Source organism: Mesorhizobium sp. WSM4837 (assembly GCF_055811435.1).
In genome coordinates this window covers 25,134-44,080 of sequence record NZ_JBVVQE010000060.1, presented here as the reverse complement: position 1 = coordinate 44,080, position 18,947 = coordinate 25,134, and the positions used below count along the sequence as shown (strand labels likewise).

Annotated in this window: 17 protein-coding genes and 1 other RNA gene; 9 read left to right on the top strand and 9 right to left on the bottom strand. The window is 63.0% G+C overall.

The window, feature by feature from the left end; all coding sequences use genetic code 11:
* Positions 1-238 precede the first annotated feature (238 nt).
* From recR to ffs, 5 genes are all read right to left on the bottom strand, one after another.
* Positions 239-844 carry a recombination mediator RecR gene (gene recR / locus AC0L3D_RS27540; RefSeq protein WP_473646397.1) on the bottom strand — a complete coding sequence of 202 codons (606 nt, stop codon included), beginning with the start codon at positions 842-844 and terminating at the stop codon, positions 239-241.
* Between the two features lie 318 nt (positions 845-1,162).
* Positions 1,163-2,050, bottom strand: coding sequence for a cell wall hydrolase (locus AC0L3D_RS27535; protein WP_473646395.1), 888 nt, complete (start codon positions 2,048-2,050; stop codon positions 1,163-1,165).
* Positions 2,051-2,288: 238 nt separating this feature from the next.
* Positions 2,289-2,612: a YbaB/EbfC family nucleoid-associated protein gene (locus tag AC0L3D_RS27530; RefSeq protein ID WP_065005911.1), complete on the bottom strand. Its 324-nt coding sequence runs from the start codon at positions 2,610-2,612 to the stop codon at positions 2,289-2,291.
* A gap of 82 nt (positions 2,613-2,694) precedes the next feature.
* On the bottom strand, positions 2,695-4,503 hold the full coding sequence (locus tag AC0L3D_RS27525; RefSeq protein WP_473646394.1) for a DNA polymerase III subunit gamma/tau: 1,809 nt from the start codon (positions 4,501-4,503) through the stop codon (positions 2,695-2,697).
* Between the two features lie 105 nt (positions 4,504-4,608).
* Positions 4,609-4,705, bottom strand: an RNA gene (ffs, locus tag AC0L3D_RS27520) — signal recognition particle sRNA small type.
* Positions 4,706-5,070: 365 nt separating this feature from the next.
* Here ffs and AC0L3D_RS27515 point away from each other — a divergent pair.
* The 3 genes from AC0L3D_RS27515 to AC0L3D_RS27505 are packed head-to-tail and all read left to right on the top strand — an operon-like array spanning position 5,071 to position 6,779.
* On the top strand, positions 5,071-5,490 hold the full coding sequence (locus tag AC0L3D_RS27515; protein ID WP_128174052.1) for an HIT domain-containing protein: 420 nt from the start codon (positions 5,071-5,073) through the stop codon (positions 5,488-5,490).
* A 35-nt stretch (positions 5,491-5,525) separates the two neighbouring features.
* Positions 5,526-6,467 (top strand): NAD(+) diphosphatase, encoded by a 942-nt coding sequence (gene nudC, locus AC0L3D_RS27510; protein ID WP_473646392.1) that lies wholly within the window; start codon positions 5,526-5,528, stop codon positions 6,465-6,467.
* Positions 6,468-6,485: 18 nt separating this feature from the next.
* Complete coding sequence (locus tag AC0L3D_RS27505) at positions 6,486-6,779, top strand: Dabb family protein (RefSeq protein WP_128174054.1); 294 nt, start codon at positions 6,486-6,488, stop codon at positions 6,777-6,779.
* Here AC0L3D_RS27505 and AC0L3D_RS27500 read toward each other — a convergent pair.
* From AC0L3D_RS27500 to AC0L3D_RS27485, 4 genes are all read right to left on the bottom strand, one after another.
* The gene (locus tag AC0L3D_RS27500) at positions 6,776-7,426 is read right to left on the bottom strand and encodes a glutathione S-transferase family protein (protein ID WP_473646398.1); all 651 of its coding nucleotides are present in this window, start codon (positions 7,424-7,426) and stop codon (positions 6,776-6,778) included. The genes AC0L3D_RS27505 and AC0L3D_RS27500 overlap by 4 nt on opposite strands.
* Before the next feature lie 92 nt (positions 7,427-7,518).
* On the bottom strand, positions 7,519-8,322 hold the full coding sequence (locus AC0L3D_RS27495) for an alpha/beta hydrolase (RefSeq protein WP_473646391.1): 804 nt from the start codon (positions 8,320-8,322) through the stop codon (positions 7,519-7,521).
* A gap of 44 nt (positions 8,323-8,366) precedes the next feature.
* Positions 8,367-9,230, bottom strand: coding sequence for a prephenate dehydratase (locus AC0L3D_RS27490; RefSeq protein WP_023802077.1), 864 nt, complete (start codon positions 9,228-9,230; stop codon positions 8,367-8,369).
* 27 nt (positions 9,231-9,257) lie between these two features.
* The gene (locus AC0L3D_RS27485; protein ID WP_023802076.1) at positions 9,258-9,986 is read right to left on the bottom strand and encodes a 3-deoxy-manno-octulosonate cytidylyltransferase; all 729 of its coding nucleotides are present in this window, start codon (positions 9,984-9,986) and stop codon (positions 9,258-9,260) included.
* Between the two features lie 193 nt (positions 9,987-10,179).
* Between AC0L3D_RS27485 and AC0L3D_RS27480 the strand changes: the two genes are divergently transcribed.
* The 6 genes from AC0L3D_RS27480 to AC0L3D_RS27455 all read left to right on the top strand — a co-directional run bounded on the left by AC0L3D_RS27480 (position 10,180) and on the right by AC0L3D_RS27455 (position 18,917).
* Entirely contained in the window at positions 10,180-10,854 is a 675-nt protein-coding gene (locus AC0L3D_RS27480) for a c-type cytochrome (protein ID WP_473646389.1), read from the top strand.
* Between the two features lie 158 nt (positions 10,855-11,012).
* Positions 11,013-12,890, top strand: a complete 1,878-nt coding sequence (locus AC0L3D_RS27475; protein ID WP_473535856.1) for an extracellular solute-binding protein — start codon at positions 11,013-11,015, stop codon at positions 12,888-12,890.
* On the top strand, positions 12,890-14,776 hold the full coding sequence (locus AC0L3D_RS27470) for an extracellular solute-binding protein (RefSeq protein ID WP_473646388.1): 1,887 nt from the start codon (positions 12,890-12,892) through the stop codon (positions 14,774-14,776). Before AC0L3D_RS27475 ends, AC0L3D_RS27470 begins: the two co-directional genes overlap by 1 nt.
* Before the next feature lie 279 nt (positions 14,777-15,055).
* A complete protein-coding gene (locus AC0L3D_RS27465) occupies positions 15,056-16,150 on the top strand; it encodes a microcin C ABC transporter permease YejB (RefSeq protein WP_128174061.1) in 1,095 nt (364 codons plus the stop codon).
* Entirely contained in the window at positions 16,150-17,289 is a 1,140-nt protein-coding gene (locus AC0L3D_RS27460; protein ID WP_473628985.1) for an ABC transporter permease, read from the top strand. Before AC0L3D_RS27465 ends, AC0L3D_RS27460 begins: the two co-directional genes overlap by 1 nt.
* Positions 17,286-18,917: an ABC transporter ATP-binding protein gene (locus AC0L3D_RS27455; RefSeq protein WP_473628986.1), complete on the top strand. Its 1,632-nt coding sequence runs from the start codon at positions 17,286-17,288 to the stop codon at positions 18,915-18,917. Before AC0L3D_RS27460 ends, AC0L3D_RS27455 begins: the two co-directional genes overlap by 4 nt.
* The last annotated feature ends 30 nt before the right edge of the window (positions 18,918-18,947 follow it).

The window sequence follows — 18,947 nt, the reverse complement described above, 5'->3', positions numbered from 1 at the left end:
GCGAGAAAAAAAGCAGCCAATCTGCAAAGTCCGCGTTCTGTCGCGCCCCCCTCTGTCCTGCCGGACATCTCCCCCACTTGGGGGGAGATTCGCAGCTTTGATTTTGTCGCCAATCTTGCAACATTGAAGACTGGCGAAAACTGGCGCGACAGCCAATCTCCCCCCTCGTGGGGGAGATGTCCGGCAGGACAGAGGGGGGCGCGACGGAATGCAATCATCTCAATAGGCCCTCCCTTCCTCAAAACGCCGTCCGCGAGCGCAGTGCCGCGGCCAGCGTGCCTTCGTCGAGATAGTCGAGTTCGCCGCCGACCGGGACGCCATGCGCCAGCCGCGTCACCTTGATATCGAAGCCGGACAATTGGTCGGTGAGATAATGCGCGGTGGTCTGGCCCTCGACGGTGGCGTTGACGGCAAGGATCACTTCCTTGACCTCGCCGCCGGCGACGCGGTTAACCAGCGAGCGGATGTTGAGCTGCTCGGGGCCGATGCCGTCGAGCGGCGACAGCGAGCCGCCGAGCACGTGATAGCGGACATTCATGGCCGCCGCCCGCTCCAGCGCCCACAGGTCGGCCACGTCCTCGACGACGATGAGCGTGCCGGCGTCGCGGCGCGGATCGGTGCAGATCATGCAGGGGTCGGATGTATCGACGTTGCCGCAGGTCGAGCAGATGCGCACCTTGTCGACCGCCTCGTTCATGGCGGCGGCGAGCGGCGACAGCAACTGCTCCTTCTTCTTGATGAGGTGAAGCGCTGCCCGCCTGGCCGAACGCGGCCCAAGCCCCGGCACCTTGGCCAGGAGCTGGATCAGGCGTTCGATCTCGGGACCGGCGATTCGTTTCGACATCGCATCGGTTTAGGATTTTTCAATGGGTTTTGGAACACTCCTGCGGCGCGGCTGTTGCGAACAATCGCTGAGGTTTGCGCTGCCCCTTATTGCCCTGCCCGTCCTCCGCAGCAGCTGCGCTGCAGCTGCGGAGGGTGAACCGGGCCTTTCTCCCCGTATAGCGACGGGGAGAAAGGACGCCTTTGCAAAAGATTTCGCCAACCTGAAGCGTCGCAGGAAGGTGCCAAGGTTGCGGCCAGCCCCTTCTCCCCGTCCCTATTCGGGGAGAAGATGCCGGCAGGGCAATGAGGGGCGGCGCCTACGTCGACTATCGATAGCTCAGTAGGTTTCCATCGGCCTGCCCTGGCCGGCGATCATCGCACCGATGGCATCGGTGTTCTCGGGTGTCGATTCAAACGACATCGTCGGCTCGGCCGGCGCCGCCGAAAATGACGTAGCTGGTTGCGCACCGGCGGTGCCGCCGAAACGGGCGGCGTCCGGCTCCTGCATCGCCACAAAGGTCACCCTCTCCGGCGTTGAGTTCCCTGGAACAACCTTTGCCGGTTGCGATGCGACCGCCGTCACATAGGTTGCCTTGGTCGGCGTTAACTTGGCGGCCGGCGCCCCAGAGGCCATGAGCGTCACAGGTGCGGCGCGCGACCGCCGCGGCGTCGCCTGCGCCACGGCGACTGTGGGCTCGTCCGGCAGCGGTTTCCAGTTCCGGCCGCGCTTTTCGTAGAAGGCGTTGCCGCCGGCGACCATGGTGTAGTGCATGTTCTTGTAGGGGAAACGCAGGCCGGCGGTGTGAAAGAACATCGAGTTCTTCAGCTTGGCCTTGCGCTCGCCCCTGAGCACCGCCTCGGCGGCTTCCTCGACATCGGGCATCGCCTTCGAATTCATCGGCCGTGTCATCACGCCCGGCGCGAACTGGCCACGCTCGCCGACCACCTGGCAGATGGTGTTGCCGTGCTTGCCGGAGCGCAGCCGGTTCATCACCACCGTGCCGACAGCAATCATGCCGTCGCGGCTCGACCGGTTGGATTCGAAGAACATCGCGCGCTGGAGGCACTCCTTGTCCTTCGCTGTGTGATTGTAGGGCCGGGATCTGACGGTATCGGTCAGGCTGGCCACGGACAGACCGTGCGTGGTCTGACTGCAGGCGGCCAAAAACAGTGGAGAGGTGATGACGCCGAGTAGCAACGGCGTCTTCCATCGGGTCACGATCAAAGATATCCCCTCATTCTGTCGCCAGCCCGCCCCTGGTTGCGGCAAGAATGAGACACTTTCGGGCAAAAAGATGGCTAAAGCGTTATTAAGTGAGCGGAGTTGCCGAATGGACACAGCTGGCCGTCAGGCGGGCGTTGACCGCTGCGCTCTTCGGCCATTGTAACGGCATGAGCTTCGAGCGTCGCAGCGTGGCCGGCCGGGCCAAAGCCATGGGCTCGCTCGACCGGCATACAGCACCTTAGAACGGCAGCTTCATTCCCGGCGGTATCGGCAGTCCTGCGGTCAGTGCCTGGGTCTTTTCCTGCATCATCTGCTCGACCTTGGCCCTGGCGTCATTGTGGGCGGCGAGGAGCAGATCCTCCAGAATCTCGACCTCGTCCTCCTTGAACAGCGATGGGTCGATTTTCAGCGCCTTCATCTCGAATTTGCCGGTCAGCGTCACGCTGACCAAGCCGCCGCCGGCCTGTCCGGTGGCTTCCAGCGTGGCGATCTCGTCCTGCATGGCCTGGAACTTGGCCTGCATTTCTTTCGCCTTGCCCATCAGGCCGAGAAGATCTTTCATCGCGTTGTCCTCTACGATTGACTTGTTTCTTGTTTAAGCACGATCTTCTCCGAAAACCGGCTCCCACCCTTCGGAATCATGCTCAGGTTTCGTCTTCGTCGGTGGCCGGCTCGATCGGAACCTCTGCCTCCGCCGCATCGGCTTCCGGTGCGTCGGGAATACGCACGTCGATGATCTTGGCGCCGGGAAACCGCGCCAGGATGGCGGCGACGGTCGGGTCGCTCTTGGCATCGAGGAGGGCGTTTTCGCGTTTGGTCGATTCCATCTCGGCCAGCGTCTGGCCGCCCGCTTCCTTCGACAGCGACACCAGCCAGTTGCGGCCGGTCCAGGCGCGCAATTTGGCGGTCAGATCATTGAGCAGCATCTTCGGCGCGTCATCGGTCAGGCTGACGTCGATACGGCCCGGCTCGATGCGCACCAGGCGCACGCAGCGCTTGACCAGCACCTTGAAAGCGATGTCGCGCTGGGCGTCGGCAAGGGCGACGATGTCGGCCAGCGATTTAACCGGCACTGGCGGCGCATCGGCAACCGGCTCCGGCGCCGGAACGAAAGGCGCAGGCATCGGCTCGGGTTCGACCAGCCGCATCGTCTGGGCGCCGCCATTGGCCGTCGGCATCCGCGCCTGCGCCACGGCGCTGGCGCCACCATTACCGGGATTTGCTGGGCCAGAGCTTGCGGGCGCACCATCCGAGCGTGGCGCGCCATTCGGCACCGACGCTGCGCTCTCCAGCGATTTCAGCGCCTCGTCCAGCGTCGGCAGGTCGGCGGCATGCGCCAGCCGGATCAGCACCATTTCGGCGGCGCTGACCGGCCGGTTGGAGGACTGCACCTCGGGAATGCCTTTCAACAGCATTTGCCAGGTCCGCGACAGCACCCTGACCGACAGCGCCTTGGCGAAATCGGCGCCGCGCCGGCGCTCGTCCTCCGACAGCGAGGCGTCGTCGAGGGCTGTCGGCACGAAGCGTAGCCGGGTGACGAGATGGTTGAACTCGGCCAAGTCGGTCAGCACAGCGGCCGGATCGGCGCCGGTGTCGTACTGGTTGCGGAATTCGGCCAGTGCGGCCGCCACATCGCCCTTCATCACATGTTCGAACAGGTCGACGATGCGGGCGCGGTCGGCCAGCCCGAGCATGGCGCGCACCGCTTCGGCGCTGACTGCGCCGCTGCCATGGGCGATCGCCTGGTCGAGAATGGACAGCGAATCGCGCGCCGAGCCCTCGGCCGCGCGGGCGATCATCGCCAGCGCGTCGTCATCGACCGCGATGCCTTCTTTTCCGGCGATCGAGGAGAGGTGCGCGACCAACGTGCCGGCATCGATACGCCTGAGATCGAAGCGCTGGCAGCGCGACAGAACGGTAATCGGAACTTTTCTGATTTCGGTGGTGGCGAAGATGAATTTGACGTGCGGCGGCGGCTCTTCCAGCGTCTTCAGCAGGCCGTTGAAGGCCTGCGTCGAGAGCATGTGCACTTCGTCGATGATGTAGACCTTGTAGCGCGCCGACACCGGCGCGTAACGCACGCGCTCGATGATGTCCCTGATGTCGTCGATGCCGGTGTGCGAGGCGGCGTCCATCTCGATGACGTCGACATGGCGGCCTTCCATGATCGCCTGGCAGTGCTCACCCGGCACGGCAAGATCGACCGAAGGCTGGTCGACGGTCGAAGTTTTGTAGTTCAGGGCCCGCGCGAGAATGCGCGCCGTCGTCGTCTTGCCGACACCGCGCACGCCGGTCAGCATCCAGGCCTGGGCTATGCGGCCGGTGGCGAAAGCATTGGTGAGGGTGCGGACCATCGGCTCCTGGCCGATCAGTTCGGAGAAATTGGCAGGACGGTATTTGCGCGCCAGAACGCGATAGGCGGCGGCTTTTTCCGAATTTCCGGCTTCGCTCATTCGCCCGTAAAGCTCCAAGGGCCGTGCCTGCAGGCGGCCGATTCCTGCGCATAGTTTCGCCCGCAGGGCTTGGCGCCGTCAATGTCGCGGGAGAAAGGCGAAGAGGTGGGAGGCTGGAACAATGACCCGTTCCGGGCTCGTTAGGGCTGCTTCCTTCCGGACCTGACCCGGTTGGCGAGTGGACCGTCCACCACCAACCTCCCGGCTCCCATATCGGCAATCCGGCGATGAAATGCAAGGGCGCAGTGACGGGCGGCGAAACCAGAAAATAAAAAACCGCCTCGGAGGCGGATCGCTGGCGCGATTAAGCACCATGTTGAAACTACTGGCATAGCGGCCGGTACAAAGCAAGAACAGATGAGCGAAAGACATGGCCGGCAGACCAGAGGGGGCGCGGGATGGTGGCTTCATTCCAGCCCAAAGTCTTGGCAGGCAATACCCTGAGTTCGTCGCCGGACCATCATCGCCACGATAGCCCTTGATTCGCTTGCCGCCCTCTTGCGGGCTGACGGCAGCCGCTCTAGCGTCCATGGAGTAAAAAATACGACAAAAGTGAAGGAAACGCCGATGTCGCCGGGCCTCGAGGCCGGATTCACGCTGGATGCTCGTCTGGAGGCCGACAGCGAGCAGTTGATGTGGCTCGGCCTGTGCGAATTGCGGGTGATGAACGACCGCCGCTGGCCGTGGCTGCTTCTGGTGCCGCAGCGGCCGGGCGCGGAGGAAATCCATGATTTGACGCCGCTCGACCAGGCGATGCTGACCTTCGAGACCAACATGGTGGCACAGGCGCTGAAAAGCGTGACCGGCTGCACCAAGATAAACAGCGGCGCACTTGGCAACATCGTCCGCCAGTTGCATGTCCATGTCGTCGCGCGCTCGGAAGGCGATCCCGGCTGGCCGGGCCCGGTGTGGGGGCACGGTATGCGCGAGCCCTACGGGCGCTCGGACCTCCGCCGGTTTGCGCAGAAGATAAAGGCGGCGCTATAAGCCTGTCCCGTGTCCATCCTGAAGTTGGGTCTCCGATGAGCTTCCGCCTGTTTGACGCGCCTTTGCGCGAGCCGAGCCAGTTCGTCGGCTTCGCCGGCAATAGGATCGACCGGCAATCGGAAAACCGCGCCGACGATTCCGTCGAAAAGGCGCTCGCCGATCCCTCAGCCAGGCTTTTGCTGATGCATGCCGGGCGGCTCTATCTGAAGCTCAGCGGTGGCGGCTTCGATCCCTGGTTCAGCGCCGAGGAAAGCCGGCCGCTCGAGGCGTCGCTCGAACGTGGCGTCCTGCTCGGTTTTTCCGACAGCGGCCCGGTGCTCGCCGTGCCGGCCGGGCTCGATCCCGAACAACTGCCGGAGACGATCAAGGCCATCGACTATCGCTCGGTCTACATGCAGGGGCTGATCGACGAGGCGGCGGCCGGCGCGATGGCGCAAGGAGCAGCGCTGCTCGCCTGGCATGCCAGCCACCGCTTCTGCAGCAAATGCGGCGCCGAAGCCGCGATGCGGGCCGGCGGCTACAAGCGGCTTTGCCCGGCCTGCGCCACCGAGCATTTTCCGCGAACCGACCCGGTGGCGATCATGCTGACGGCGACGCGTGAAAAATGCCTGCTCGGTCGCGGCCGGCATTTCGCGCCCGGCATGTATTCGGCGCTTGCCGGCTTCATCGAACCTGGCGAGACGATCGAGGCGGCGGTGCGCCGCGAAACGCTGGAGGAAGCCGGTATCCGGCTTGGCCGCGTCGTCTATCACGCCAGCCAGCCCTGGCCGTTTCCCTATTCGCTGATGATCGGCTGCTTCGGCGAGCCGCTCAACGACGACATCCAGGCCGACCTCAACGAGTTGGAAGACTGCCGCTGGTTCTTTCGCGACGAGGTGCTGTCGATGCTGGCCCGCGAGCATCCGGGCGGCCTGGTCACGCCGCCGAAGGGGGCGATCGCCTACAACCTCATCCGCGCCTGGGCCGACAGCGCATAGCCTGCAGGGGAAGCAAAAATGATCCGTCATACAGTGGTGTTCAGGCTGAAGCACAAGGAGAACTCGGCCGAGGAGGCAAAATTTCTGGCAGACGCCAAAATACTGGCGGCGATACCGGGCGTCGAGAAATTCGAGCAGTTGCGGCAGGTCAGCCCGAAGAACGATTATCGTTTCGGCTTCTCGATGGAGTTCGCCGACCAGGCTGCCTATTCCGGCTACAACGACCATCCCGACCACGTCGCCTTCGTCCGCGACCGCTGGATCCCGGAAGTCGCGGCGTTTTTGGAGATCGACTACGCGCCGCTGAGCTAAGTTGGTGACTTGCCGGTGAAAACCGCCAGTTGAGCGGCGAAAGCACGCTTGTAGGCGGGCCGGGCTTCGCCGCGGGCGACATAGGCAGAGAGGTTCGGATATTCGTCCAGTATACCCGACCCGCTCAACCTTAGCAGCACGTGCACCATCATCAGGTCCCCGGCGCTGAACGCACCATCGAGCCAGTCGGCATCGACAAGACGACCGGAAAGCTCGCCCAGCCGGTCACGGATGCGATCTTCGACCATAGGCAGGCGCTGTTCGTGCCAGGTCTCGTCGCGCTCCAGGAGCACGGCGGTTTGGCGTTCAAGGATCGGCGGCTCCACGGTGTTGAGCGCGGCAAACATCCATGAGATTGCGCGCGCCCTGGCATTCGCATCGTCTGGCAGCAGGCCCGCATGGCGCTCGGCGATATGGAACACGATCGCCCCCGACTCGAACAGCGCGAGATCGCCTTCTTCAAAGGTCGGAATCTGCCCGAAAGGATGAAGCGCGAGATGCGCGGGTTCCTTCATCGCTTTGAACGAAACGAGACGAACCTTGTAAGGCAGGCCGACTTCTTCGAGCGCCCAGCGAACACGCATGTCGCGCGCCAGTCCCCTGCCGCGATCGGGCGACCGTTCAAAGGCAGTGATGGTGGGGGTCATGGGCAGGCCTTCATCTCGTCGTCTCCCTTCTTCGATTGCGGCAAGCAAAGGACGAATGTCGCGCCGGAATTCCGACATCTGCGAATTGTTTTTCAATCGCTCATGACCGCCGCGACGGAGGCACGTAGCGCTCCGGCGAAGTCGGGATGGTCATAGAGGTCGTTGTGGCCAGCCGCTATGGCGATGTGGCTGCGCAGGTCGCGGGCAGCCTCGCGCAGGGGCGCCGAACGCGCCGCAGGTACGATGGTGTCGTTCTCGGCGGTGATGACGGCCGTGGGCACATCGAGGTCGCGCAGAGATTCCGCTGCCTCCATGCGGTGCCGCAGCAAGAGGCGCACCGGCAGCCAGGGATAGTGGTGAGCGGCGAGTTCTCTCAGCGAATCGAAGGGGGTCACCATGACGATGCCGCGCAACGGCCGGGACGTCGCCAGATCGGCCGCAACCGCAGCGCCGATGCTAAGGCCGATCGCGAGGATGCCGGCTTTGGCATCGCTGGCCAGCTGGTCATGGGCGCGTCGGGCGTCCTCGAGCAGGGCGGCGGCCGATGGGCTGCCGCTGCTCGGCGCATAGCCACGGTAGTGCAGCGCAGCGACCTCATGTTCGGGAAATAGCTGGTGCAGCATGAAGGCAAGTGCGTCGGCGTTCCAGGCATTGCCGGCGAACCCCAGCAGCAGCGGGCGTGGCTCGGCCGGCGCCTTCCTTGCCGGCAGGCGGACCAGAACGACGCGCTCGCCATCCTCAGTCGCCAGTTCGACATGGCGTGCCCCAGCCGGCAGATCGGGTCCGAACCCCGCAAGGCCGGCCGGAAAGATCAGCCAGGACTGGAGTACATACACGACCGCAACAATCGCCGCATACAATCCAGCGACCGCGAGCGTCAGTTTCAGAAGCCACATCGCAGCAATGTCGCCCGATGCTCGTCACCTGGCAAGGCGCTGAGCTAGTCCGCCACCTTCCACTGCTCACGCGACTGGCTGGCCGGGTAGACGCCCAGAATCCGCATTTCGCGCGAGAAGAAGGCAAGCTCGTCGAGCGCCAGTTTTACCAGCGGATCGTCGGGATGGCCCTCGATGTCGGCGTAGAACAGGGTCGCGGTGAACGCGCCGAGCTGGTAGCTCTCGAGCTTTGTCATGTTGATGCCGTTGGTGGCGAAGCCGCCCATCGCCTTGTAGAGCGCGGCCGGCACGTTGCGGACGCGGAAGATGAACGTCGTCATCATCCTGGCATCGGCCGAGGGACGTTCGGCCCACTGCCTGTTCCTGGTCAGCACGACGAAGCGGGTGACGTTGCTGTCGGTGTCCTCGACATTCTGCTCGATGATGTCGAGCCCATAGAGCGTCGAGGCCAGAGCCGGCGCCAGCGCCGCCATGGTGCGGTCCTTCAGCTCTGCGACCAGCTTGGCGGCGCCTGCCGTGTCGCCGGCGACCACCGGCTTCCAGCCGTTCTTGCGGATATATTTGCGGCACTGGCCGAGCGCATGGATGTGGCTGTGCACGGTCTTGATCTGGTCGCGCCTGACGCCCGGCAGAACCATCAGCTGGAAATGGATCGGCAGGAAATATTCGCCGACGATGTGCAGCTTCGATTCCGGCAGGAGATGATGGATGTCGGCGACGCGCCCGGCAATCGTGTTCTCGATCGGGATCATGGCGAGGTCGGCCTTGCCGGTCTCGACCGCGTTGAAAGCATCCTCGAAGGTCGGACACGGCAACGGCTCCATATCAGGGAACATGTTGCGGCAGGCGGTGTCGGAATTGGCGCCCGGCTCGCCCTGGAAGGCTATTCTGTTGGTTTTTTCAGGCATGCCAAATGTCTCAGGTGTCCAGATGTCTCAGGTTGAAAGGATGGTTCTGGCGCGTTCGAGATCGTCCGGCGTGTCGACGCCGAACGGCGCCGACTGCACGATCTCGGCGTCGATGCGCATGCCGGCCTCCAGCGCCCGCAACTGCTCGAGCTTCTCGCGCCGTTCCAGCGGCGACGGCTGCAGCGCGACAAAGCGCTCGAGCGCTGAGCGGCGATAGGCATAGAGGCCGATGTGATGATAGAGCGGCCCATCGCCCCAAGGTGCGGTGGCGCGGGTGAAATAGAGTGCCCGCAGCCGTGTCTCCGACTGCGGCGAGCCGACGATCTTGACGACATTCGGATTGGTCTTTTCCTCGTCGCGGACGATCTCGATGCCAAGCGTGGCGATGTCGATCGTCGCATCCTCGAAAGGCCTTAGCGCGGCCTTGATGATGTCGGGATCGATGGTCGGCAGGTCGCCCTGCACATTGACGATCGTTTCGACCTTGCGCCCGGGATCCAGCGTGGCTAGCGCCTCGAAGATGCGGTCGGAGCCCGATTCATGGCCGACGCGCGTCATCACCGCCTCGAAACCGTGCGTGCGCACCGCCGCCGCCACGCTCTGGGTATCAGTGGCGACCACCACCCGGCCGAGCCCGGCCTCTGCGGCGCGGCGGGCGACATGGACGATCATCGGAACGCCGGCGATGTCGGCCAGCGGCTTGCCCGGCAGGCGGGTCGAGGCCATGCGGGCCGGGATGAGGATGAGCGTGGACATCGGGTGATGAAGCATCCGAAAAAGAGGAAGGGAAAAGTGGCAAAAGGTCTCACTGGAAGCGCCCTTATAGGTGTTGCAACGCCAGAGCAAAAGACCTAGTTTCCGCCCGATTTGACCGCCTCGCGGGGTGGTTCACGATTACCGACGGACGGAGTGGACGGATCGGTCCGCCGGAAAAGGGAGCCTGGGGCGTATGGACTCTTTCGAAATCAACAAGCTGATCGGCGGCCTGCTCGGAACCGTGTTCGTCGTCTTCTCGGTCGGCATCATATCCGACGCGCTGTTCGCCTCCCCAGCACCGGAAAAACCCGGCTACGCCATCGAGGCGACCGAGGAGCCTGCCGAGGGCGGCCCGGCAGCCCCCGCCCAAGCCAAGCCGATCGCCGACCTCTTGGCCAACGCCAATGTCGAGGCGGGTGCGTCCGTGTTCAAGAAGTGCCAGGCCTGCCACACCGGCGAAAAAGGTGGACCGAACAAGGTCGGCCCTGATCTCTGGGATATCGTCGACCGTCCCATCGCCGAGCATGCGGGCTTCGCCTATTCGGCCGGCATGAAAGAGTTTTCCAAGGGCGGCGCGGAAAAATGGACGTACGACCACCTCAATAACTTTCTGCTTTCGCCGAAGAAGCTGGTGAAGGGCACGGCGATGGGCTTCGCCGGCCTGCCGAAGGACGACGACCGCGCCAACGTCATCGCCTATCTGCGCACGCTGTCGGACAATCCGAAACCGCTGCCGACACCCGGCGCTTCGGCCGAGAATGCAGCCGCGCCTGCTGAAGGCGCGGCGCCGGCCAAGCCGGCAGAGGGTGCGGCACCGGCCGCACCAGCTCCGGCCCCTGCAGCTCCCGCACCAGCTCCAGCGCAATAACGCAATTGTCATGGACAAACTCTTGAAAAAGCCGGGTTCAGCCCGGCTTTTTCAATTGGAAAAGCGCATGTGCGGCGACAAAGCCGGCCTGTCGCGGTTTTCATGAGCGTCAAATGAACTAGATTGTCCGCTAACAGCTATCGCACAGAGGAGAAGGCATGACGGTTGGCCGAACGTTTCTCAGATCGATGCTGGTTGTGGCGGCTTTTGCCGGTGGCCCGCAGGCAGCCTTGGCGGATGAATGGCGCACCACCTCGTCGCTGATCGGCGACTCCAAATATGGCGACAACTTCCAGCACTATGATTACGTCAATCCGAACGCGCCGAAGGGCGGCTCGCTGAATTCGGTGGTGCTTGGCACGTTCGACAGCTTCAATCCCTATATCGTCCAGGGTTCCGCCGCGGCTGGCTTCGCCCCGTTCGGCGGCGGATTGCTTTACGACACGCTGATGGAGCAGGCGACTGACGAAGGCAGCGTCAGCCATCCGCTGATCGCCGACGCCTACAAACATCCCGACGACTATTCGTCGGCGACCTACCGACTTGATCCGCGGGCCAAATGGCATGACGGCAAGCCGATCACCACCGACGATGTAATCTGGTCGTTTCAGGTGCTGAAGGCCAATAGCCCGATGTACAGCCGCTATTTCGAGAATGTCACCGATGCGGTCGCGGTTTCCGACCGCGAGGTGGAATTCCATTTCGACCAGAAGGGCAACCGGGAACTGCCCAAGATTCTCGGCGATCTCGTCGTGCTGCCAAAGCACTGGTGGGAAGGTACCGACGCCACCGGCAAGAAGCGCGACATCACCAGGCCGACGCAGGAGCCGCCGCTGGGGTCGGCCGCGTACAAGATCGCCAGCTTCAAGCCGGGCTCTGAAATCATCTGGCAGAGGGTTCCGGACTACTGGGGTGTCAAGCTGCCGGTGAAGATCGGACGAGAAAATTTCGACAGGCAGCGTTTCAGCTACTTTCTCGACGACAATGCCGCCTGGCAGGCCTTTACCAAGGGCGGACTGCATGACATCAGGTCGGAAAACAGTTCGAGGCGTTGGAACACCGCCTATAATTTCCCGGCGGTCCAGGCCGGCGACGTTATCAAGCAGGAATTCAAGACCGCCTCACCCGAACCGATGCAGGCCTTCATGCTCAACACGAGGCGTCCGCTGTTTGGGGATCGTTTGGTGCGCGCCGCGCTGACTTACCCGCTCGACTTCGAGGCCATGAATCGTACCTTGTTCTTCGGTTCCAACACCCGTACCAGCAGTTACTTCCAAGGCACCGAACTGGCGTCGAGCGGCCTGCCGCAAGGCAAGGAGCTGGAAATCCTTGAGCAATATCGCGACAAGCTGCCGCCCGAAGTCTTCACCCAGGAATTCAAGCTGCCGGTCTACGATTCGCCGCAGGCGGAACGCAAGTATCTCAAGACTGCGGTCGATCTCTTCGCCAAGGCGGGCTGGGTGATCAAGGGCGGCAAGATGGTCAATGCCAAGACAGGCGAGCCGTTCAAGTTCGAAATCCTCGGCTGGAACGATACCGACCAGGTCCTTTCCAGTCCCTATATCGCCAATCTGCGCAAGATCGGCGTCGACGCCACGCTGCGGCTGATCGACCAGACCCAATACATCAACCGCGTCAACAATTTCGATTTCGACGTCACCATATCGCAGTTGGGGCAGTCGGATTCGCCTGGCAACGAGCAGCGTGACTTCTGGAGTTCCAAGTCCGCAGACACGCCTGGATCGCGCAACTATGCCGGCATCAAGAATCCGGTCGTCGATGCGCTGGTCGACCGCGTCATCTTCGCGACCGACCGTGACGATCTGGTTGCTGCCACCCATGCGCTCGACCGGGTGCTGCTGTGGAATTACTATGTCGTGCCGCAACACCATCGGTCGGCGGTCTGGATAGCGTACTGGAATAAGTTCGGCATCCCGGAAAAGCAGCCGGCCTATAGCGGCGTCGACCAGAATTCCTGGTGGATCGATGCGGACAAGGAAAAGGCGCTGGCGGCAAAATACAAGAGTGGCAATTGATGGCGGCGCTCCCCCGCCGCGTCTCGCTGGCCCGCCGCGACTTTCTGGCCTTGGGCGTCGCGGCCACGACGGCAGCGCTGTTGCCCGGCCGCGCCTTCGCCGCCATCCCGACGGGGGTCAAGCTGCATGGTCTGTCGGCCTTCGGCGACCTCAAATATTCCCCAGGTTTCACGCATTTCGACTATGTCAATCCGGACGCGCCCAAGGGCGGCCAGATGAATTTCGCACCGCCGAACTCCATCTTCAATCAGAGCTTCCTGACGTTCAACACGCTGAATTCGCTGGTGTTGAGAGGGGAATCGCCGCCGCGCACCGAACTCTGTTTCGATTCGTTGATGGCTAGCGCACTCGATGAGCCGGATGCGGTCTATGGCCGGCTTGCCGAGTCGGTTACCTTGTCGCCGGACCGCAATGGCTTCCGCTTCAGCCTGCGACCGCAAGCACGCTTCCACGACGGCTCGCCAATGACCGCGGAGGACGTCGCCTTCGCATTGAAGCTTTACAAGGACAAGGGCCATCCGAACCTCTCCCAGGCGTTGCGGCATATGACGGAAGCGGTTGCGGCCGATCCGGTTACCGTGGACCTCACCTTCAACGGCAAACAATCCGCGCAGAATATCCTTGCGATCGTCGCCATGCCGATCGTGTCCAAAGCCTTTTATACGGTCAATGATTTCGATGCCTCGACGATGACACCGCCGCTCGGCTCCGGACCCTACAAAATAGGGCGCGTGGCGGCCGGACAGACCGTCGAATATGAGCGCGTCGCCGACTATTGGGGCAGGGATCTGGCCGTGAACCGCGGCGTCTATAATTTCGACCGCATCCGCATCGATTTTTACATCAATCGCCAGGCAGCGTTTGAAGCCCTGAAGAAGGGGGACACGCATTTTCGCGAAGAATTTACCTCGCGGGTATGGGCAACCGGTTACGACTTTCCGGCACTGAAGGACGGCCGGGTCGTCAAACGCGAATTTCCCGGCGAGAAAACGCCATCCATGCAGGCTGTCGCGCTGAACCAGCGTCGTGCTCAATTCCGCGATGTGCGCGTCAGACGCGCGATCGCCAATTGCTTCGATTTCGAATGGACCAAGCGGGTTCTGTTTTACGGCGCCTACGAGCGCTCGCAATCGAATTTCGAGCGGTCGGATTACAAGGCCGAGGGCCTGCCCTCGCCCGAGGAATTGGCCCTGCTGGAGCCGTTCCGAGCCGAGTTGCCGCCGGAAACCTTCGGCGAAGCGGTGATGCAGCCTGTCTCCGACGGTTCGGGCCACGATCGCAAGCTGCTGCGCGCGGCTTCGAGACTGCTTGCCGAAGCCGGCTGGAAGCGGGCGGGCAATTTCGTTGTCAATGAAAAGGGCGAGCCACTGCGGGTGGAAATGCTGGCCGAGGACGACGGCATCGTTCGGCTTTTGTCGCCGTGGGCCGAGAACATGAAAACGATCGGCATCGACGCTTCGATCCGGCAGGTCGATTCGACGCAATATGAACAGCGGCAGAGCAATTTCGATTTCGATTTCACCCTGCTCGCCTGGTCGATCGGGGCGACGCCGACTGCCGACGGCCTGGAGATACTCTACGATTCGCGGATGGCGAAAAGGCCGGGGATGCGAAATTATCCCGGCACGGAAAGCAAGGCCATCGATGCACTGATCGAGGCAGCCGGCAAGGCGCAGAGCCGGGTCGAACTGATCACGGCGCTCAAAGCGCTCGATCGGGTCTTGCGCGCGCGGCTAGACTGGATTCCAACATATTATCTCGCGAATCACCGAGTCGCCTATTGGGACATGTTCGGCTTTCCCGAGCAGAAGCCCGATTTCGGCTTTCCGGTCGAGGCGCTGTGGTGGTTCGACAAGGACAAGGCGGCAAAGATTGGTAAAGGGTGAATTTCTTGCAGGCGTCGGCGCCGCCCCTCACCTGCCTGCCGGCATCCTCTCCCCGTATAGTGACGGGGAGAGGGGCGCCTTCATCGATGGTTTCGCCAATCACAAGCGTGGCAGTAAAAGCGCCGAGATTGCGGCCAGCCCCTTTCTCCCCGTCACTATACGGGGAGAAATGTCCGGTAGGACAATGATGGGCGGCGCTGGCGTCGATAATTGGTCTGACGCGACTGCCTTGGGCGGCCGTCCAGACACAGTGCCCCTCCTCACGGAGGACCATTTCTGATGGGCGCCTATATCCTGCGCCGCATCCTGCTGATGATCCCGACCTTGTTCGGCATCATGGCGGTGTCTTTCGCCGTCATCCAGTTCGCGCCGGGCGGGCCGGTGGAGCAGGTCATCGCCCGGCTGACCAACCAGGGCGGCAGCGATCGCCTTGGTGGCGGCGGTGGTGACGCCGGCGCCAGCAATTTCGACGTGGCTGGCGAAGCCGGTTCGAGATATCGCGGCGCGCAAGGGCTCGACCCCGAGTTCATCGCCAAGCTGGAAAAGCAGTTCGGCTTCGACAAGCCACCGCTCGAGCGCTTCGGCATGATGCTGTGGAACTACATCCGGTTCGATTTCGGCGACAGCTATTTCCGCGACATCTCGGTGATCGATCTGATCCTGGAGAAGATGCCGGTGTCGATCTCGATCGGGCTGTGGATCACGCTGCTGTCATACCTGATCTCGATCCCGCTCGGCATCCGCAAGGCAGTCAAGGATGGCTCGGCATTCGACGTATGGACCAGCGGCGTCGTCATTGTCGGCTACGCCATCCCGGGCTTCCTGTTCGGCATCCTGCTGATGGTGCTGTTTGCCGGCGGATCGTTCTACGACTGGTTTCCGCTGCGCGGCATCACCTCCGACAATTGGGACCAGCTGTCCTGGCCGGCGAAGATCGTCGACTATCTCTGGCACATGACCTTGCCGCTGACGGCGCTGGTGCTGTCGGCCTTCGCCACCACGACGCTGCTGACCAAGAATTCGTTCCTCGAGGAAATCCGCAAGCAGTATGTGGTGACCGCGCGCGCCAAGGGCCTGTCGGAACGGAAGGTTCTCTACGGCCACGTCTTCCGCAACGCCATGCTGATCGTCGTCGCCGGCTTTCCCGGCGCCTTCATCTCGGCCTTCTTCACCGGCTCGCTGCTGATCGAGAACATCTTTTCGCTCGATGGCCTCGGCCTGCTCGGTTTCAGGTCGGTGGTCGAGCGCGACTATCCGGTGGTGTTCGCCAATCTCTACATCTTCTCGCTGCTTGGCCTGATCGTCGGGCTGCTGTCCGACCTGATCTATACCTGGGTCGACCCGCGCATCGACTTCGAGCGGAGGGACGTCTGATGGCCGGGGCCGCAGCCGAAACGGCGCCGGAGCGGATCGCACGGCCCTGGCTGTCGCCGCTCAACCAGCGGCGGCTGCAGAATTTCAAGGCCAACCGGCGCGGCTACTGGTCGTTGTGGATATTCCTCGTGCTTTTCGTGCTGTCGGTGTTTTCCGAATGGATCGCCAACGACAAGCCGGTCCTCGTCTCCTACAAGGGCGAAATCCTGTTTCCGGTCGTGGTCGCTTATCCCGAGGAGAAGTTCGGCGGCTTTTATGCGGTCACCGACTACCGCGACCCGGTCATCCAGGACGAGATCAATGCCCATGGCTGGATGATCTGGCCACCGGTCCGCTACTCGTACCGGACCGTCAACAACGCCATCCCGGAGGCGGCGCCGACCAAGCCGTCCTGGCTCTATGACGTCCAGACACGTTGCAACCAGTATCCGCAAGGTGCCGCCGACCCCAATTGCGTCATCGGCAACTGGAACTGGCTGGGCACCGACGACCAGGCCCGCGACGTGCTGGCGCGCGTCGTCTACGGATTCAGGGTCTCGGTGCTGTTCGGCCTTATCCTCACCGCCGGCTCGGCGGTGATCGGCGTGACGGCCGGCGCATTGCAGGGTTATTTCGGCGGCTGGACCGACCTTCTGTTCCAGCGCTTCATAGAAATCTGGTCGGCGATCCCGGTGCTTTATCTGCTCCTCATCGTCGCCGCCATCCTGCCGCCCGGCTTCTTCATCCTGCTCGGGCTGATGCTGCTGTTCTCCTGGGTAGCGCTGGTCGGCGTGGTGCGGGCCGAGTTCCTGCGCGCCCGCAACTTCGAATATGTCAACGCCGCGCGCGCGCTGGGCGTACCCAACGGTACGATCATGTTCCGGCATCTGTTGCCCAATGCCATGGTGGCGACGCTGACCTTCCTGCCCTTCCTGCTCAGTGGCTCGATCTCGACGCTGACCTCGCTCGACTATCTTGGCTTCGGCCTGCCGCCCGGCTCGGCCTCGCTGGGCGAGCTTCTCAAGCAGGCGCAGCGCAACCTCAACGCGCCGTGGCTCGGCATTTCGGGGTTCGTCGTCATCTCGCTGATGCTGTCGCTGCTGGTCTTCGTCGGCGAGGCGACCCGCGACGCCTTCGATCCGCGCAAGACGTTCAGATGAGCGACGCCCCTCTCCTCTCGGTGCGCGATCTCAGCGTCGCCTTCGCCCAGGAAGGCCGCCAGTCGATGGCCGTCGACCACATTTCCTTCGACATCGCCAAGGGCGAGACGGTGGCGCTGGTCGGCGAATCCGGCTCCGGCAAGTCGGTCTCGGCGCTGTCGGTGCTGAAGCTGCTGCCCTATCCGGCCGCCAGCCATCCGTCGGGAAAGATCTTGTTCCAGGGCGCCGATCTGCTCGCTGCCGACGAGAAGGCATTGCGCCGCGTGCGCGGCAACAAGATCACCATGATCTTTCAGGAGCCGATGACCTCGCTCAACCCGCTGCACACCATCGAGCAGCAGATCGTCGAGGTGCTGACGCTGCACCAGGGCCTGGGTGACCGCCAAGCCAAGGCGCGCACCCTGGAGTTGCTCAACGAGGTCGGCATCCGCGAGCCGGAGAAGCGGCTCGACGCTTATCCGCACCAGCTTTCCGGCGGTCAGCGCCAGCGCGTCATGATCGCCATGGCGCTGGCCAACGAGCCGGAACTGCTGATCGCCGACGAGCCGACGACGGCACTCGACGTCACCGTGCAGGCGCAGATCCTCGAACTGCTTGCGGAATTGAAGAGCCGCAAAGGCATGTCGATGCTGTTCATCACCCACGATCTCGGCATCGTCAGAAAGATCGCCGACCGGGTCTGCGTGATGACCAAGGGCAAGATCGTCGAAACCGGGCCGACGAAAGAAATCTTCGCCAACCCGCAGCACAGCTATACGCGGCACCTTTTGGCGGCCGAACCCAAGGGCAAGCCGCCCGCCGCCAACACAGCCGCCAGGCCGGTGATGACCGGCCAGGACATAAAAGTCTGGTTTCCGATCAAGAAAGGCTTTTTCCGGCGCACCGTCGACAATGTGAAGGCGGTCGACGGCATCGACGTCACCGTGCGCGCCGGCCAGACGCTTGGCGTCGTCGGCGAATCCGGCTCGGGCAAGACGACGCTCGGCCTGGCGCTGGCCAGGATGATCTCGTCGACCGGGACCATTCAGTTCGATGGGCGCGATATCAACGAGCTGTCATTCAACGCCATGCGGCCGCTGCGGCGCGAGTTGCAGATCGTCTTCCAGGATCCGTTCGGGTCGTTGAGCCCGCGCATGTCGGTCTCCGAGATCATCGAGGAAGGGCTGAAGATCCACGAGCCGAAACTGTCGCCCGATGAGCGCGACAATCGCATTGTCGATGTGCTCGGTGAAGTCGGGCTCGATCCCTCCACGCGCAATCGCTATCCGCACGAGTTTTCCGGCGGCCAGCGCCAACGCATCGCCATCGCCCGCGCCATGGTGCTCAACCCGCGCTTCGTCATGCTGGACGAGCCGACCTCGGCGCTCGATATGAGCGTGCAGGCGCAGGTGGTCGACCTTCTGCGCAGCCTGCAGGCGAAGCACGACCTCGCCTATCTGTTCATCAGCCACGACCTGAAGGTCATCCGTGCGCTTGCCAACGACGTCATCGTCATGCGCAATGGCAGGATCGTCGAAGCCGGTCCGTCCGAACAGATTTTCGAACGGCCGCAGACCGATTATACCAAGGCGCTGATCTCGGCCGCATTCAGGATCGAAACGGCGCCGGTCGGCATCGTCAGCGAGTAGCCTGTACCCGCATAAAGGAAAACGAACCCG